The 17,917-nt window shown below is 55.5% G+C and carries 15 protein-coding genes; 12 read left to right on the forward strand and 3 right to left on the reverse strand.

Translation table 11 applies throughout. From position 1 onward, the window contains the following. Positions 1-5 precede the first annotated feature (5 nt). A complete protein-coding gene (gene aptA / locus ACWAU4_RS05490; protein WP_096141581.1) occupies positions 6-1,343 on the reverse strand; it encodes an omega-aminotransferase AptA in 1,338 nt (445 codons plus the stop codon). 255 nt (positions 1,344-1,598) lie between these two features. Between aptA and ACWAU4_RS05495 the strand changes: the two genes are divergently transcribed. Continuing rightward, positions 1,599-3,095 carry an aldehyde dehydrogenase gene (locus tag ACWAU4_RS05495; protein ID WP_208125609.1) on the forward strand — a complete coding sequence of 499 codons (1,497 nt, stop codon included), beginning with the start codon at positions 1,599-1,601 and terminating at the stop codon, positions 3,093-3,095. 47 nt (positions 3,096-3,142) lie between these two features. Here the strand turns inward: ACWAU4_RS05495 and ACWAU4_RS05500 are convergent, their stop codons facing one another. Both ACWAU4_RS05500 and ACWAU4_RS05505 read right to left on the reverse strand, forming a co-directional pair. Then, positions 3,143-3,373, reverse strand: coding sequence for a hypothetical protein (locus ACWAU4_RS05500; protein ID WP_208125610.1), 231 nt, complete (start codon positions 3,371-3,373; stop codon positions 3,143-3,145). An 87-nt stretch (positions 3,374-3,460) separates the two neighbouring features. Next, on the reverse strand, positions 3,461-4,768 hold the full coding sequence (locus tag ACWAU4_RS05505; protein ID WP_208126104.1) for an NAD(P)/FAD-dependent oxidoreductase: 1,308 nt from the start codon (positions 4,766-4,768) through the stop codon (positions 3,461-3,463). Between the two features lie 209 nt (positions 4,769-4,977). Here ACWAU4_RS05505 and ACWAU4_RS05510 point away from each other — a divergent pair, with 209 nt between their 5' ends. The 11 genes from ACWAU4_RS05510 (at position 4,978) to gabT (ending at position 17,871) form a co-directional block, all read left to right on the forward strand. Then, positions 4,978-5,526 carry a cupin domain-containing protein gene (locus ACWAU4_RS05510; RefSeq protein WP_028780691.1) on the forward strand — a complete coding sequence of 183 codons (549 nt, stop codon included), beginning with the start codon at positions 4,978-4,980 and terminating at the stop codon, positions 5,524-5,526. A gap of 369 nt (positions 5,527-5,895) precedes the next feature. Beyond that, complete coding sequence (locus ACWAU4_RS05515; protein WP_028780690.1) at positions 5,896-6,660, forward strand: gamma-glutamyl-gamma-aminobutyrate hydrolase family protein; 765 nt, start codon at positions 5,896-5,898, stop codon at positions 6,658-6,660. Position 6,661: 1 nt separating this feature from the next. Next, the gene (locus ACWAU4_RS05520) at positions 6,662-8,011 is read left to right on the forward strand and encodes a glutamine synthetase family protein (RefSeq protein ID WP_028780689.1); all 1,350 of its coding nucleotides are present in this window, start codon (positions 6,662-6,664) and stop codon (positions 8,009-8,011) included. 10 nt (positions 8,012-8,021) lie between these two features. After that, complete coding sequence (locus tag ACWAU4_RS05525; RefSeq protein ID WP_208125611.1) at positions 8,022-9,395, forward strand: aspartate aminotransferase family protein; 1,374 nt, start codon at positions 8,022-8,024, stop codon at positions 9,393-9,395. A gap of 155 nt (positions 9,396-9,550) precedes the next feature. Then, positions 9,551-10,648 (forward strand): polyamine ABC transporter substrate-binding protein, encoded by a 1,098-nt coding sequence (locus ACWAU4_RS05530; protein ID WP_025009893.1) that lies wholly within the window; start codon positions 9,551-9,553, stop codon positions 10,646-10,648. A 118-nt stretch (positions 10,649-10,766) separates the two neighbouring features. Beyond that, positions 10,767-11,903 (forward strand): polyamine ABC transporter ATP-binding protein, encoded by a 1,137-nt coding sequence (gene potA, locus ACWAU4_RS05535; protein WP_025009894.1) that lies wholly within the window; start codon positions 10,767-10,769, stop codon positions 11,901-11,903. Continuing rightward, complete coding sequence (locus ACWAU4_RS05540) at positions 11,900-12,799, forward strand: ABC transporter permease subunit (RefSeq protein ID WP_454290480.1); 900 nt, start codon at positions 11,900-11,902, stop codon at positions 12,797-12,799. Before potA ends, ACWAU4_RS05540 begins: the two co-directional genes overlap by 4 nt. Next, positions 12,796-13,611 (forward strand): ABC transporter permease subunit, encoded by an 816-nt coding sequence (locus ACWAU4_RS05545; protein ID WP_025009896.1) that lies wholly within the window; start codon positions 12,796-12,798, stop codon positions 13,609-13,611. Before ACWAU4_RS05540 ends, ACWAU4_RS05545 begins: the two co-directional genes overlap by 4 nt. 165 nt (positions 13,612-13,776) lie before the next feature. Further along, positions 13,777-15,063, forward strand: a complete 1,287-nt coding sequence (locus ACWAU4_RS05550; protein ID WP_025009897.1) for an NAD(P)/FAD-dependent oxidoreductase — start codon at positions 13,777-13,779, stop codon at positions 15,061-15,063. Positions 15,064-15,109: 46 nt separating this feature from the next. Beyond that, the gene (gene gabD / locus ACWAU4_RS05555) at positions 15,110-16,552 is read left to right on the forward strand and encodes an NADP-dependent succinate-semialdehyde dehydrogenase (RefSeq protein WP_208125612.1); all 1,443 of its coding nucleotides are present in this window, start codon (positions 15,110-15,112) and stop codon (positions 16,550-16,552) included. Positions 16,553-16,599: 47 nt separating this feature from the next. Further along, positions 16,600-17,871: a 4-aminobutyrate--2-oxoglutarate transaminase gene (gene gabT / locus ACWAU4_RS05560; protein WP_025887874.1), complete on the forward strand. Its 1,272-nt coding sequence runs from the start codon at positions 16,600-16,602 to the stop codon at positions 17,869-17,871. Positions 17,872-17,917: the final 46 nt, after the last annotated feature.

A 17,917-nucleotide genomic window follows, 5' to 3' on the forward strand; every position in this document is an offset into this window, starting at 1 on the left:
GTGCTTCAGTCGACGGTTTGGATGGCGTCGGCCAGGGTGGAAATCAGTTGATCTATTTGGGACTCTTCCACTATCAGTGGTGGTGAGAGGGCGATGATGTCGGCGGTGGCCCGTACCAGCGCACCTTGCCAGAAACAGCGCTCGAAAATCTGATAGCCACGTTTGCCTACACCTTGCGGGCTGGGGGCCAGTTGAATGCCACCCACCAGGCCGGTATTGCGAATATCGATGACATTGGGCAGCCCCTTGAGACTGTGCAGCGCCTGCTCAAAATAGGGCGCCAGCGTTGTAGTGCGCTCAAACAGCTTTTCGTCACGGTAGATATCCAGGGTGGCCAGTGCCGCCGCGGCCGCAACCGGATGCCCTGAATAGGTATAGCCGTGAAAGAACTCGATCATCGTCTCAGGGCCCTGCATACAGGCATCGTGAATCGCTTGCTGCACAAACACCGCGCCCATGGGGATGGCGCCATTGTTGAGCGCCTTGGCCGTGGTCATTATGTCCGGGGTCACATCCCAGTGGTTGCTGGCAAAAGCGCCGCCCACCCGACCAAAACCTGTGATTACCTCATCGAATATCAGCAATATGCCGTATTTTTGAGTGATCTCCCGAAGGCGCTTGAGATAGCCCTTGGGTGGCAATATTACCCCGGCCGAGCCTGACATGGGCTCGACGATAACGGCGGCGATATTCTCTGCGCCATGCAGGGCAATTAGTCCCTCGAGCGCCTCGGCCTTGTCGGCGCCATGCTCGGGCAAGCCGCGGCTGAAGGCGTTGGCTTCCATATCCAGAGTGTGGGGTAGATGATCGACGCCGCCGAGGAGCTGCGGGCTGAAACCTTTGCGGTTATTACCAATTCCGCCCACCGAAATACCGCCAAACCCCACACCGTGATAGCCCAGCTCACGGCCGATAAAACGGCTGCGGCTCGGCTCGCCATTGGCTCTGTGGTAACACAGCGCCAGCTTGAGTGCGGTGTCGACTGACTCTGAGCCCGAGTTGGTAAAGAAGATACGGTTCATGCCGGGCGGGGCGATTTCACTGAGGCGCTCGGCCAACTCGAATGCCAACGGATGACCCATCTGAAAACTGGGGGCATAGTCCATTTCGCGGATCTGACGGCTGACCGCCTCACTAATCTCCGCCCGGCCATGGCCGGCATTACAGCACCAAAGACCTGCGGTGCCGTCCAGCACCTGACGGCCATCGACATCCAGGTAATACATGCCTTCGGCCGAAGCCAGTAGCCTGGGAGTCTGCTTGAATTGACGGTTGGCACTGAAAGGCATCCAGTAATGCTCGAGATTGCCCTGTGTTTTCGCCTGTTGTTTTAGCTCTGCCATAAGCATTAACCTTAGTGTTGCGGGCTTGTTAATGGTGATTGATATTTCGCTATGCTATGTCAGAAATAATGAACATGGAAGGCCTGTGTGCAATTATTTATGCCAAAAAATCTATTTTTGTAAAATATATTGAATTTATGCCGTGCTCGAGGCTAATCTGGAGCGACCCGAATAACTCGCGATGGCTGCACGAGTTGGCCGCGATAGGCCTACTGAGGTAGTGGAATGCCCGCTTGCAAGCAGATGAGAGGATTTATGAGTACACCGCAAACCCGTCAGCAATGGCAGCAGTTGGCTGCGCAATTGCAGATCTGTGGCCAGGCCTTTATTCATGGAGAGTATTGTGCAGCCGTATCCGGCGAGACCTTCGATTGCATCAGCCCTGTGGATGGCAACAAGCTCGCCGCCGTAGCCAGTTGCGATCTGGCCGATGCCGAGGCAGCGGTGGCCAGTGCCAGAGCCAGTTTTGAATCCGGAGTCTGGTCGCGAATGGCGCCGGTAGAGCGCAAAAAGGTGATGATACGCTTTGCCGATTTGCTGGAGGCGCATAGCGATGAACTGGCCTTGCTGGAAACCCTGGATATGGGCAAGCCAATCCGTTTTTCCAAGTCGGTGGATGTGACCAATGCCGCCAGGGCCTTGCGTTGGTCCGGCGAAGCGGTTGACAAGATTTACGACGAGATAGCGCCCACCGCTGACAATGAAATAGGCATGATCACCCGTGAGCCTGTCGGGGTGGTGGCTGCGATTGTACCGTGGAACTTCCCCTTGCTGATGGCCTGCTGGAAACTGGGGCCGGCGCTGGCCAGCGGTAACTCTGTCATCCTCAAACCCTCGGAAAAATCCCCTTTGACGGCGATTCGTATGGCTGCCATTGCCTTGGAAGCCGGGATCCCGCCCGGAGTGCTCAATGTATTGCCCGGTTTTGGTCATACAGTTGGCAAGGCGCTGGCGCTGCATATGGATGTCGATACCCTGGTGTTTACCGGCTCCACCAAGATAGCCAAGCAACTGATGGTCTACGCCGGTCAGTCCAATATGAAACGTGTGTGGTTGGAGGCCGGTGGCAAGAGCCCCCACATAGTCTTTAACGATTGCCCGGAGCTCAAGGCGGCGGCGCAGGCGGCAGCTTCGGCCATCGCCTTCAACCAGGGTGAAGTTTGCACTGCAGGTTCGCGCCTGCTGGTGGAGTCCGGGGTCAAGGAGCAACTGATAGCGCTCATTATCGACGAACTCAAATCCTGGCAGCCAGGGCATCCGCTGGATCCGGATACCGTCAGTGGCGCCGTGGTGGATCAGCAGCAGCTGCAGACTATTCTCGGTTATATCGAGGCGGGTAAGCAGCAAGGTGCTGTGCTGGCCTGTGGCGGCGAGCAACTCATGGCTGAAACCGGTGGCGTTTATGTGGCACCGACTCTGTTTCGTGAAGTGAATAACCAGATGAGTATCGCCCGCGAGGAGATCTTCGGCCCTGTACTGAGTGTGATTGAATTTGAGGGAATGGAGCAGGCGATAGCCATAGGCAACGATAGCATCTATGGCCTGGCGGCCGGTGTGTGGACAGCGGATCTCAGCAAGGCCCACAGAACCGCCAAGGCGCTGAGAAGCGGCATGGTGTGGATCAATCATTATGACGGCGGCGATATGACGGCGCCTTTCGGTGGTTATAAGCAGTCGGGTAACGGCCGAGATAAGTCGCTGCATGCTTTTGATAAATACACAGAAATTAAGGCAACCTGGATAGCCATTTAATCGGTTTGCTGTCATAGACAATCCCCCTGCCTTGCGGGGGATTGTGTTTATAGAAGGCTAGGCTTGAGGTGTTCACGCACAGGTTCAAACAGCGCATCGAGTAGCACTTGAGTGCGGTTATCTTCGACTCGCAGCTCCAGCCAACCGTCACTGCCGAGAATTTCAAGCTGCCTGCACACGAGTTTCGGCGGTGAGGCTTGCAGTTCCCCCTTGAGGCGAAAAATCCCCTGCGGCGTATGAATGCGGCTGATATCGAAGGGAGTATTCACGACTGCCACAACGCCTTTGCTGTACTTACTTTCAAAATGGCTCCCTATTCAACATACACTTGTCTTCAAAACAGGCCTTTTCAAGACAAGCCTTGTTCAGAATAGATCCTTGAATCTATGGTACAGCATGCCTGCCGCCAGAATGGGCGAGCGCAGCGCCGGGCCACCCGGGAAGGTCATATGCTCTATTGAGGCAAATATATCGAAGCGCTCAGCCTGCTGACTGATAGCTTCTGCCAGCAGACGACCCGCCATATGGGTGGCATTGACGCCATGCCCGGCATAGGCCTGGGCGAAATAGATGTTGGGGCTATCCGGCAACCTGCCTATCTGCGGCATACGGTTGGCGCCTATTCCTATCATGCCACCCCACTGATAATCTATTTTCACGCCCTTGAGCGCCGGGAAGACTCTTTCCATATTGGGCCTGAGCGCGGCGCAAATGTCCTTGGGATCTCTGCCCGAGTAGTTGCACAGCCCGCCAAATAACAGACGGTTGTCGGCCGACAGATGAAAATAGTCCAGTGCTATGCTCATATCGGCGAAGGCCATATTCTGCGGAATAATGTCAGCGCAGAGAGCTTGCGACAGGGGCTCGGTCGCCAGCAGATAACTGCCGGCCGGTAGCACCTTGCCGCCGATATGAGGTTCGAGTTTGGCACCTATATAGGCATTGCCGGCCAAAATCAGATAGCGGCAACGGACTTCGCCGCCCCCAGTCCTGACCCGTATCTGCTCGCCCTTGATGATTTCGGTGGCGGCGCTGTCTTCATAGATGTTAACCCCCAGGCTTCGGGCCGCACGGGCCTCGCCGAGGGCCAGATTCAAAGGGTGCAGATGGCCGCTGCCCATGTCGCTGAGCGCGCCGAGATAACGCTCAGAGCCTATGACTTCCGGCAACTGCTCCTTGGACAACAGCTTGAGCTTATGTGGGTAGCCAAGTTGCTCAAGCTCGGTAAGCTCCTGTTCAAGCTCCTGCATATGTCTTGGTTTCAGCGCCAGATCGCAGTAGCCCCAGCGCAGATCGCAATCGATTTGATATTGCGCTATCCGTTGCCGGACGATATCGACGGCTTTAAAACCCATCTGCTTGATAGCCAGTACACCTTCTTTACCTATACTGGGCTCAAACTGTTCAATATTATGGCCAATACCGCGGATCAACTCCCCGCCATTACGCCCTGAGGCGCCCCAGCCCACTTTTTTGGCTTCCAGTATGGTGACCGCAAAGCCTCGTTCAGCCAGTTCTATGGCACTGTTGAGGCCGCTGAAGCCTGCGCCTATTACGCAGACATCTGTTTCCAAGGACTCTTCCAGCCTGGGATGCTGAAACAATTCTTTGGCGGTCGCATGGTAAAAAGAGGCGGGATAGTTGTCACTGTGAATGGGGGACTGGATTGGCATCATGGCTCCGTTCTTGTTATAAGTTTGGACTCGGCTGGTTACATCCGACGGTCGTCGCACTCTTGCCTTCAAAGTGTTCGTTTTATTTAACATGCTTTTGTCATATAATACAAAACAATTTCACCGGGACCCTGGTTGCCCTTGTGCAAAAGCCGCTGCCGACCGTGTCCTGTAACCGCCTGATAAGAGATTTTTGGGGGATTTGCGATTTGGATATAGGTGCCAGCCTCAAGGCTGTTAGAAAGATGAAAGGCCTGTCCCAGCGTGAGCTGGCTAAACGCGCCGGGGTGACCAACAGCACCATCTCTATGATAGAGAAAAACAGTGTCAGCCCTTCAGTCAGTTCACTCAAGAAAGTGCTTTCGGGGATCCCCATGTCGCTGGTGGAGTTTTTCTCCATAGGTGAAAACGGCACTACCGAGCAAAAAGTGGTGTATCGCTCCAATGAGCTTTTGGACATAGGCACTGGGCCACTGGAGTTCAAGCTTATTGGTCGGGATTACCCCAACCGTGCCATGTCTGTGATGTCGGAGACTTATCCCCCGGGAGCCGATACGGGGGAAGAGATGCTGCGCCACGAAGGGGAAGAAGCGGCGCTGGTGATCACCGGTCGCTTTGAACTGACGGTCGGTGAAGAGGTGTTTATTCTGGAGGCCGGTGACAGCTACTATTTCAATAGCGAACAACCACACAGGTTCCGCAATCCTTTCGATGAACCCTGTCATCTGGTCAGTGCCACCACTCCTGCCAACTTTTGATCTTCCATTTCCTCTGCTGATTGCGATTTGCTGCCCGTAAATTCACTTCGGGCAGCATATTTGCCTGAAAGTGTAAATAATATCGACCGTATAACCCCGTGTGCACCGAATTGGTGCCCGCTGAACCAGTGTGATGCAAAGCCAATTTTTTGCCTTGTTCAAGCTTGTTTACACCTATCTCAAACACAAGGTATTTTTAAATATTCATTTAAAAATAAAAGCTTAAATAGTTTTAGCTTGAGGCTGCGTTTAACAGGATATTAACCTCTTGCCTGTGCGAAAAAATCCGTGTAGTGTGTGAAAAAATGAACATTTGCTTTAGTGAATGTTCAAAACTGAGACCTGGATTTGAGTGTTTTGGGGTGAGATATGGCACAGGCAGCAATGGCGTTGGTGGGTGTAACCGCATGCAATGAGCAGTTGGGGCTGCATCCTTTCAATATTGTTGGCGAGAAATACCTCTTGGGCGTGGTCGAAGGTGCCGGAGCCTGGCCCCTGGTGATCCCGGCATTGGGGGCCGATACCCCGATAGCACAACTGCTCGAACGCCTGGACGGCATATTGTTTACCGGCTCCCCCTCCAATGTTGAACCTCATCATTACCAAGGCCCGGCCAGCGAACCGGGCACCCACCATGATCCCAAGCGGGATGACACTACTTTGCCTTTAATTCGCGCTGCCATAGAGGCCGGAGTGCCGGTACTCGGGATCTGCCGCGGCTTTCAGGAAATGAATGTGGCTTACGGCGGCAGTTTGCACCAGAAGCTCTATGAAGTGGGTGGTTTTATTGAACACAGAGAAGACAAGAGTGCGCCGCTGGAGGTGCAGTATGGCTTGTCCCACGAGGTCAGCATAGAACCTGGAGGGATGCTTTTCGACGCCTGGGGCCGTAGCCATGCGATGGTTAATTCCGTCCATACTCAGGGCGTGGAGCGCCTGGGTCAGGGGTTGCGGCCTGAAGCGCATGCTCCAGATGGTCTGATTGAAGCCTTCTCTGTCACCGACGCCAAGGCATTCGCCTTGGGAGTGCAGTGGCATCCGGAATGGCAGGTCAGAAATAACCCCTTCTACAGCGCAATTTTTAAGGCCTTTGGGGAGGCTTGCAGTCTTAGGGCGCAACAGCGGAATAAATAATATGAATAAGCTTGAAGCCTTCTTAAAAGAACAAAAAATAACCGAAGTTGAATGTGTTATCTGCGATATGACAGGTATCGCCCGCGGCAAAATTGCCCCGGTAGACAAGTTTATCGATGAAAAGGGCATGCGGCTGCCCGAGAGTGTGCTGCTGCAAACCGTGACCGGCGATTATGTCGATGATGAGGCCTACTATGGTCTGCTCAACAGCGCCGATATCGACTTTGTCTGCGTGCCCGATGAAAACGCGGTCTTTATGTTGCCCTGGACCCTGGAGGCCACGGCTCAGGTGATCCACGATACTTATGACAAGATGGGCAATCCGCTGGAGCTGTCGCCGCGCAACGTATTGAAAAAAGTGCTCAAGCTCTATGAAGATAAGGGCTGGGAACCGGTGATTGCCCCCGAGATGGAGTTTTATCTCACCAGTCGCAGTGACGATCCCGATCTGCCACTCAAGCCCCCGGTTGGTCGTTCCGGCCGTGCCGAATCCGGACGTCAGTCCTTCTCCATCGATGCCGCCAATGAGTATGACCCCCTGTTTGAGGATATGTACGACTGGTGTGAGGCGCAGGAGCTGGATATCGATACCCTGATCCACGAGGAAGGCACGGCGCAGATGGAGATCAACTTCAGCCACGGCAATCCACTGGCGCTGGCGGATCAGGTGTTTGTGTTCAAACGCACCCTGAGAGAGGCCGCCCTCAAGCACGGCGTCTGCGCCACCTTTATGGCCAAGCCTGTGACCAATGAGCCTGGCAGCGCCATGCACCTGCATCAGAGCGTAATCGACAAGGAAACCGGCAAGAATATCTTCACCCGCGAAGACGGTACCATGAGCCAGAACTTTCTCAGTTATATCGGCGGGCTGCAGCGCTTTATGCCGGAATTTCTGCCGCTGATGGCGCCCAACGTCAACTCATTCCGCCGCTTTCTGCCGGGCACCTCGGCGCCAGTCAATCTGGAGTGGGGCGAGGAGAATCGCACTTGTGGCCTGAGGATCCCCGAGTCTTCACCGCAAAACCGCCGCATTGAAAACCGCATCCCGGGGGCCGATGCCAACGCCTATCTGGCCATTGCCGCCAGCTTGTTGTGCGGCTATTTGGGAATCGTTGAAGACGTGAAACCTTCGACGCCGGTGCAGGGCCGGGCCAACGAAGACCGCTCTGGGATCTCTTTGCCGCAGACGCTGGAAGAGGCGATGGCCATGATGGAAGAGAGCCAATATTGCCGTAAATATCTGGGGGAAGACTTCACCACAGGTTTTGTCGCGGTCAAGCGCGCCGAGCTTGAAAATTTTCGCCGGGTGGTGAGTTCCTGGGAGCGGGAATTCCTGCTGCTGACTGTCTAAGGAGGGAGAGATGAAATCACAACAGACCCAAGGCTGGCAGGCCAAGGACCATGCCCACCACTTGCATCCCTTTACCGATCCCAAGGCGTTGAAACAGGCCGGCGGGCGGGTGATTACCCGCGCCGATGGCGTCTATATCTGGGATTCACAGGGCAATCAAATTCTCGATGGCATGGCCGGACTCTGGTGCGTCAACATGGGCTATGGCCTGCGCTCCATCGCCGATGTGGCGGCACATCAGTTGCTGGAACTGCCTTACTACAACAGCTTCTTTCAGTGCAGCCACCCGCCGGCGATTGAACTGGCCGCAGAGATAGCCGCGCTGGCGCTACCTCATATGAACAAGGTGTTCTTCACCGGCTCTGGCTCAGAGGCCAATGACACCAACTTGCGCCTGGTGCGTCATTACTGGGACATCCAGGGCAAGCCGGAGAAGAAAACCATTATCTCGCGCCACAATGCCTATCACGGTTCCACAGTTGCCGGTGCCAGTCTTGGCGGCATGAGTGGTATGCATGCCCAGGGCGATCTGCCCATTCCAGGCATAGTCCACATTGCCCAACCTTACTGGTATGGCGAGGGCCAGGGACAGTCTGCCGAAGAGTTTGGCATTCGCTGCGCCCGCGAGCTTGAAAGTAAGATCCTCGAGCTGGGTGAAGACAAGGTAGCGGCCTTTATTGCCGAGCCTATTCAGGGCGCCGGCGGCGTGATAGTCCCGCCGGACAGCTATTGGCCGGAGATCAAAAAGATCCTCGCCAAGTACGACATATTGTTCATCCTCGATGAAGTGATCACCGGCTTTGGCCGCACCGGCTGTTACTTTGCCGCCGAGTATTACGATCTTGCGCCGGATCTTATCACCATAGCCAAGGGGATGACTTCTGGCTACGCCCCCATGGGCGGAGTGATAGTGTCGGATAAAGTCGCCGATACGCTGGATAAGGGCGGTGAATTTGCCCACGGCTACACTTATTCGGGCCATCCACTCAGTGCCGCGGTGGCACTGGAAAACTTACGCCTGATGAAGCAGGAAAACATAGTCGCCAAAGTGGCCGAGGAAACCGCGCCTTATCTGCAGCAGCGGCTGCGGCAAGTCTTGGCCCAGCATCCGCTGGTGGGTGAGGTGCGCGGCGTTGGCATGGTGGCCGCGCTGGAACTGGTCGCAGATAAGGCGAGTCATCAGCGCTTTGCTGCCGAGCTAGGGGTAGGCACTCAGTGCCGGGAGCATTCCATCGCCAGTGGCTTGGTGATGCGGGCGGTGGGAGACACTATGATCATCGCGCCACCCCTGGTGATAACCCAGGCTCAAATCGATGAATTGGTAACAAAGGCGAAACAAGCGCTCGATATGACCTACGCAAGCGTACAAAAATCGAACGACTAAGATTGCCTGCCATTGGCGGTAAGGGCATGATATACCTTGCTGCCAAGGCGCCGATGCGGGTTTTAGGGAGTAGCATTGGTGACACTAATAACAATGACAATAAGTTAACAATTGAAGGCGGGTTACAACCGCTGCTACCCGTAAAAGGAGAGAGCATGAAGCTATTGACCAAAGTAACGTCTGTGGCACTGTTGGGAGGTCTTGCGGCCGCTGCCACGGCCCAGGCCGAAGAAGTCGTCCGGGTGTATAACTGGAGTGACTATATCGCCGAAGATACCCTGGCCAACTTCCAGAAGGAAACCGGGATCCGGGTGATCTATGACGTATTTGACAGCAACGAAGTAGTTGAAGCCAAACTGCTTTCCGGCCGCTCCGGTTATGACATTGTCGTGCCTTCGAACAACTTTCTTGCCAAGCAGATCAAGGCCGGGGCCTTTAAGCCTCTGGATAAAAGCAAGCTGAGCAACTATCAGAATCTGGATCCCCAGTTGATGAAACAGCTGGAGAAGGCCGATCCGGGCAATCAGTATGCCGTGCCTTACCTCTGGGGCACCAACGGTATAGGCTATAACGTCGCCAAGGTAAAAGAGCTGCTGGGAGAGGATGCTCCCACTGATTCGCTCGAACTGATGTTCAACCCCAAGTATGCCGAGAAGCTGTCATCCTGCGGCATGTCCATGCTGGACTCGGCCGATGATATGGTGCCGCAAGCGCTGATCTATCTGGGATTGGATCCCAACAGTACCAAGGCGTCCGACTTTGACAAGGCCGGTGAAGTGCTGGCCAAGATACGGCCTTATATCACCTATTTCCACTCATCGCGTTATATCTCGGATCTGGCCAATGGTGATATCTGTGTCGCCTTCGGTTTCTCCGGCGATATCCTCCAGGCGGCTACTCGCGCCGATGAGGCAGGTAACGGCAACAAGATTGCCTATGCCATTCCCAAGGAAGGCGCCAACCTGTGGTTCGATATGTTGGCCATTCCTGCCGACGCCGGCAATGTCGACAATGCGCTGACCTTTATCAACTACCTGCTCAGGCCGGAAGTGATAGCCCCCATCTCCAACTATGTTTCCTACGCCAACCCCAATGTACCGGCGCAGAAACTGGTGGATGAGTCTATCCGCAATGATCCCGGCATTTATCCACCACAGGCAACTCTGGACAACCTGTATGTGGGGGAAATTCGTCCACTCAAGGCCCAGCGGGCCCTGACCCGGGTTTGGACCAAGGTTAAATCCGGCCAATAACAATAACTCAGGGGCCAGGTGCCCCTTCATTGTCTGATTGCGTAGTACAGGCAAACTTTACTCGTTCCACCAGCGGCGGCCGCTGAGCCGCCCATTTGGTATTTTGCGGAGAAGTATTATGGCAATCACCTCGGGCATTCCTGTCAAACCCAATAATAAAACCCAGGATGAAGTGCTGCTCAAAATCGAGCGGGTCAGCAAGCTCTTTGACGATGTTCGCGCCGTGGATGATGTGTCGCTGACCATCAATAAGGGCGAGATCTTTGCCTTGCTCGGCGGCTCAGGCTCAGGCAAGTCGACTCTTTTGAGAATGTTGGCCGGTTTTGAAAAGCCTACCGAAGGACGCATTTTTCTCGATGGTCAGGACATTACCCACCTGCCGCCCTATGAACGCCCCATCAATATGATGTTCCAATCCTACGCCTTGTTTCCCCATATGACGGTGGCGCAGAATATCGCCTTCGGCCTCAAGCAGGACAAGTTACCCAAGGCTGAAATCGAGCAGCGGGTGCAGGAGATGCTCAAGCTGGTGCATATGGAAAAATATGCCCGCCGCAAGCCGCATCAACTTTCCGGCGGTCAGCGCCAGCGGGTGGCGTTGGCCCGTTCTTTGGCCAAGCGGCCGAAACTCCTGTTGCTGGACGAGCCCATGGGAGCGCTGGATAAAAAACTGCGGACCCAGATGCAGCTTGAAGTGGTGGAAATTCTCGAGCGGGTGGGGGTGACCTGCGTCATGGTTACCCATGATCAGGAAGAAGCCATGACCATGGCCGAGCGGATTGCCATCATGAGCGATGGCTGGATAGCCCAGACCGGCTCGCCTATGGATATCTATGAAAGCCCCAACAGCCGGATGATTGCCGAGTTTATCGGCACAGTGAATCTGTTTGAGGGGGAGATCACCGCCGATGAGGTGGACCATGTGATCATTCAATCAGAGAGCCTGAACCAGGCGTTTTACGTGGGTTATGGGGTGTCTACCAGTGTCGAGGACAAGCATGTCTGGTTGGCGGTCAGGCCAGAAAAAACCCTGATAAGCCGTGAGCAGCCCGAAGAGCAATATAACTGGGCCAAGGGCATAGTTCACGATATCGCCTATCTCGGTGGTTTCTCCGTGTATTACATTCGCCTTGGCAATGGTCAGATAGTCCAGTGCAGCATGACCAACCGTGAACGCCGCGCCGATCACCCCACCTGGGATGATGAAGTCTATATCAGCTGGGAGGACACCAGTGGCGTGGTGTTAAGATCATGAAGAAGCTCAAGTTAGGATTCAAAGGCCGCCACCTGACCATAGGCTTTCCCTATCTGTGGTTGCTGCTGTTTTTCGCGCTGCCGTTCGCCATAGTATTGAAGATAAGCTTTTCCACCGCGGCGATTGCCATTCCGCCCTATGAGCCAAGTTTTCAGTATGCCGACGAAGTGCTGCAGGTATTTATCAACCTGAGTAACTATCTGTTGCTGCTCAGCGACTCCATGTACTACTCGGCCTATCTCAACTCGCTCAAGATGGCGCTGGTTTCCACCCTAGGCTGTCTGCTGCTGGGGTATCCCATGGCCTATGCCATTGCCCGGGCGCCGGCCAGGTTGCAGACAGTGCTGCTATTGTTGGTGATGTTACCCTCCTGGACCTCATTTCTTATTCGGGTCTACGCCTGGATGGGGATTTTGAGTAACACAGGGCTTATCAATAACCTGCTGCTGGGGCTTGGGATTGTTGATGAGCCGCTGCAGATGCTCAATACCAATCTGGCGGTGTATATCGGCATCATCTATGCGTATCTGCCCTTTATGATACTGCCGCTGTACACCACCTTGGTGAAGCTGGATGTCAGCCTCTTGGAAGCCGCGGCGGATCTCGGCTCCCGCAGTATCAATACCTTCTGGAAAGTGACGCTGCCCCTGTCCAAGAGCGGCGTCATTGCCGGTTCCATGCTGGTGTTTATTCCGGCCGTGGGGGAGTTTGTGATCCCCGAGCTGCTTGGCGGGCCGGACTCGCTGATGATAGGTAAGGTGCTGTGGCAGGAGTTCTTCAACAACCGTGACTGGCCGGTGGCTTCATCGCTGGCGATAGTGATGCTGGTGCTGCTGATTGTGCCCATCACCCTGTTCCATCGCTATCAGAGCCGCAGTCTGGAGAAAGAGATATGAAGAAGCTGAGTTTCTCGACCCTGATGTTATGGATTGGGCTGGTGTTTCTGTATGCCCCCATGTTTATTCTGATTTTCTACTCTTTCAACGCCTCCAAACTGGTAACTGTCTGGGGCGGCTTTTCCGCCAAGTGGTACGCCGAGCTGTTTGCCGATCAGCAGATACTGGATGCGGTCTGGACCAGTCTGCAAATCGCCTTCTACAGCTCGACCATGGCGGTGATCATAGGCACTATGGCGGCCTTTGTGATGACACGTTTTCGTCGCTCCTGGGCCAAGCTGACGCTGTCGAACATGATTACGGCGCCCTTGGTTATGCCCGAGGTGATCACGGGTCTGTCGCTGATGCTGCTGTTTGTGCATATGTCGGATCTGCTCGGCTGGCCGGCTGAGCGGGGCAGGATGACGGTCTGGATTGCCCATTCTACCTTCTGCGCCGCCTATGTAGCCGTGGTGGTGTCATCGCGCCTCAGGGAGCTGGATCTCTCTATTGAAGAAGCGGCGATGGATCTGGGGGCGACACCGCTGAAGACCTTCTTCCTGATAACTGTGCCCATGATAGCCCCGGCGCTGATGGCGGGCTGGCTGTTGTCGTTCAGCCTGTCGCTGGACGATCTGGTGATTGCCAGCTTCGCCTCGGGGCCTGGCGCCACTACACTGCCTATGGTGGTGTTCTCCTCGGTGCGGCTCGGGGTGTCCCCCAAGATCAACGCCCTGGCGACACTGATCATTCTGGTGGTATCCCTGATCGCTTTCCTGTCCTGGTATCTGGCGCGCCGCGCCGAACGCCGCAGCAGACAAACAGAGGAATAACAATTAGGCGGTTGGCTGTGACAGCCACCGCCGCTATTTTTCTTATGTGTTTTAAATTTTGAACAAAGTGTGTTTTATAATGCGTTTTCTACTGGTTTTAGTCGATTTAACTGTGTAGGATGATGCAAGTGTTAAAAATAACAAACATAAAAGGCTGGATTAACCATGACTGCCACTGCCCACACCTCCTCTTATTATGCCGATTCGGCCAATGACACCCGTGAACGCAACAGCTTAAGCGAGGTGCTGGAAACCGATGTCTGTGTGATTGGGGCCGGTTATACCGGGCTCAGCTCGGCGCTGCACCTGTTGGAGGCCGGTTTCAAGGTGGTGGTATTGGAAGCGGCCAGAGTGGGCTGGGGCGCCTCGGGCCGCAACGGTGGCCAGATAGTCAACAGCTACAGCCGCGACCTCGATGTGATAGAAAGCACTGTCGGTAAGGCGCAGGCCAAGCTCTTTGGCGAAATGGCCTTCGAGGGCGGCCGCATCATCCGCGAACGCATCGAAAAATACCAGATAGATTGTGATCTCAAAAACGGCGGGGTATTTGCCGCCATCAACCGCAAACAGATGGGGCATCTGCAGCAGCAAAAAGCCCTCTGGGAGCGATATGGCCACACAGAACAGCTGCAGCTGTTGGATGATGCCGGAATTCGCCAGGTGGTCAATACAGACCGTTATATCGGCGGCTTGCTGGACAAGAGTGGCGGACATATCCATCCGCTGAACCTGGCGCTGGGTGAGGCGAGGGCGGTGGAATCTCTCGGTGGAAAAATTTTTGAGGATTCGGCCGTAGTACGTATCGACGAAGGGGAGTACCCTATAGTACATACCGCCAATGGCCAGGTTAAGGCCAGGTTTGTGGTGGTGGCAGGAAATGCCTATCTTGGCAAACTGCTGCCCCAACTTGCTGCCAAATCCATGCCTTGCGGTACCCAGGTAATCACGACAGAACCCTTGGGTGAGGAGTTGGCCCACAGTCTGTTGCCGCAGGACTACTGCGTCGAGGACTGTAACTATCTGCTGGATTATTTCCGCCTGTCGGCCGACAAACGCCTGATCTATGGTGGCGGTGTAGTCTACGGCGCCCGAGATCCGGAGAATATCAAAGCGATTATCCTGCCCAAGCTGCTCAAGACCTTCCCCCAATTGAAAGGGGTCCGTATCGACTACACCTGGACAGGCAACTTTCTGCTGACACTCTCCCGTTTGCCTCAGGTCGGCAGGATTGGCAGCAACATCTATTACTCCCAGGGCTGCAGTGGTCATGGGGTGACTTATACCCACCTGGCGGGCAAGTTGATTGCCGAGGTGCTGACCGGACAGGCGGAGCGTTTCGATGCCTTTGCCAGCCTGCCCCATTATCCATTTCCCGGCGGACATGCCCTGCGAGTCCCCTTTTCTGCGCTCGGCGCCTGGTATTACAGCCTGAGGGACAAACTGGGTATTTGATGCCTATCCGTACAAGGGCGCCCGGCGCCCATTTAAAGGAGTCGCAATGAAACTTAACCAGAGTGCGCTGCTGCGTGAACAAGCCTATATCGATGGCCAGTGGCTGGACGCAGACTCAGGCAAGAAGGTCAATATTTTCAACCCGGCCACCGGCGAGCGTATCGGCAGTGTGCCAGAGATGGGCGCATTTGAAACCCACAGAGCCATAGATGCCGCCGAGCGGGCACTGCCGGCCTGGCGGGCGCTGACCGCCAAAGAGCGCAGCAGCATTCTCAAACGCTGGTTCGAGCTTATCAACCAACACGCCGATGACTTGGCGCTGCTGATGACCACAGAGCAGGGTAAGCCTCTGGCAGAAGCCCGCGGTGAGGTCACCTATGCTGCCTCCTTTATCGAGTGGTTTGCTGAAGAGGGCAAGCGGGTTTACGGCGATACGATCCCCGGTCATCAACAGGACAAGCGCCTGTTGGTGATCAAGCAGCCCGTGGGCGTGACCGCGGCCATTACGCCCTGGAACTTCCCGGCGGCTATGATCACCCGTAAGGCGGGGCCAGCACTGGCGGCCGGTTGCACCATGATAGTCAAACCGGCGCCGCAGACCCCTTTTACCGCTCTGGCGCTGGCCTACCTGGCGATTGAAGCCGGCATTCCTCCCGGCGTCTTCAGCGTGATTACCGGCGATGCCAAGGCGATAGGCAATACCCTTTGCGACAGCGCCGTGGTGCGTAAGCTGTCTTTCACCGGCTCGACCGGCGTGGGCATTCATCTGATGCAGCAATGCGCCGCCACCCTGAAGAAACTGTCTTTGGAGCTCGGCGGCAACGCGCCCTTTATCGTGTTTGACGATGCCGATCTGGATGCTGCGGTGGAAGGGGTGATGATCTCCAAGTATCGCAATGCCGGCCAGACCTGCGTCTGCGCCAACCGCATCTATGTACAGTCGTCCGTTTACGATGCCTTTAGCGAAAAGCTGGCCGCCAAAGTGGCCGAGCTCAAGGTAGGTGTCGGCACAGAGTCCGGCATTACCACAGGGCCGCTTATCGACAAGAATGCGGTGAAAAAGGTGCAGGCTCATCTCGAGGATGCCGTCTCCAAAGGCGCCAGGGTCAAGACCGGCGGCCGGGCGCTGGGCGGTAACTTCTTCGAGCCCACTATTTTGACCGAGGTGAACGGCAGCATGCGGGTCGCCAAAGAGGAAACCTTTGGCCCGCTGGCGCCGCTGTTTCGCTTCGACAGTGTCGATGAAGTGATCGCCATGGCCAACGATACCGAGTTTGGCTTGGCGGCCTATTTCTACGCCAGGGATATCTCCAGAGTCTGGAAAGTCGCCGAGGCGCTGGAATACGGCATGGTGGGGATCAATACCGGGCTTATCTCCAACGAAGTGGCGCCTTTTGGCGGCATCAAGGCCTCTGGGCTGGGACGGGAAGGCTCTAAATACGGCATAGAGGAATATCTGGAGATCAAGTATCTCTGCCTCTCGGTCTGATTAACCCATGTCCCGGCGATGCCGGGACAACAACAGAGGATAGCAGGATGATAAGCAATGACTCTCTGATGGTGCGGCGCCAGGCCGCAGTGGCTCCGGGTGTGGGACAGATACACCCTGTGTTTGTGGAACGGGCGGAAAATGCCCGGGTATGGGACGTTGAGGGCCGCGAATATCTGGACTTTGCCGGTGGCATAGCCGTGCTCAATACCGGGCACCTGCATCCCAGAGTCAAGCAGGCAGTTGCCCGCCAGTTGGAAGACTTCTCCCATACCTGTTTTATGGTGCTGGGCTATGAGAGTTATGTGGCCGTCTGCGAGAAGCTCAACGCCCTGGTCCCCGGGGATTTCGCCAAGAAGTCGGCGCTGTTTACCAGTGGCTCGGAGGCGGTGGAAAATGCCCTCAAGGTCGCCAGGGCCTACACCAAACGCAGCGGCGTCATCGCCTTTACCTCAGGCTATCATGGCCGCACCATGGCAACGCTGGCGCTCACCGGCAAAGTGGCGCCCTACAGTAAGGGCATGGGGTTGATGCAGGCCAACGTGTTTCGTGCCCAATATCCCTGCGCGCTGCATGGTGTGAGTGACGACGATGCGATGAAGTCCATCGAGCAGATTTTCAAGAATGATGCCGAGCCGGCGGATATTGCCGCCATTATTCTTGAGCCGGTGCAGGGCGAGGGCGGCTTCTATGCCGCATCCCCCGAGTTTATGGCGCGGCTGCGCAAGCTGTGTGACAAGGAAGGGATAGTGCTGATTGCCGATGAGGTGCAGACGGGCGCCGGCCGTACCGGCACCTTCTTTGCCATGGAACAGATGGGTGTTGCCGCCGATATCACGACTTTTGCCAAGTCCATTGCCGGTGGTTTCCCGCTCTCCGGCATTACCGGCCGGGCCGAGATGATGGATGCCATAGGCCCCGGCGGTTTGGGAGGCACCTATGGCGGCAATCCGCTTGCCTGCGCTGCCGCCCTGGCGGTGATAGAAACCTTCGAGAAGGAACAGCTGCTGGCGCGGGCCAACCAGGTGGGCACTGTCATTAAAGAGGCGCTTGGCAAGCTGCAACAGGAATACGACTTTATTGCCGATGTTCGCGGCCTCGGCGCCATGGTGGCCATGGAGCTGGTTGAAGACGGTGTGCCCAAGCCCGAGTATTGCGCCCGAGTCCTTACCTTGGCGAGGGAGCGCGGTCTTATCCTGCTTTCCTGTGGCACTTATGGCAATGTACTGCGTCTCTTGGTGCCTTTGACCGTCAGTGACAGGGATCTGCAGCAGGGGCTGGAGATTATTGCCGAGTGTTTCCGGCAACTGCGTAGTTGAGCCAGAAGGATGATAGGGAAGCCCAGCGCTTCCCTTTTTTATGTCT

This window comes from Shewanella sp. FeAMO, assembly GCF_053653955.1.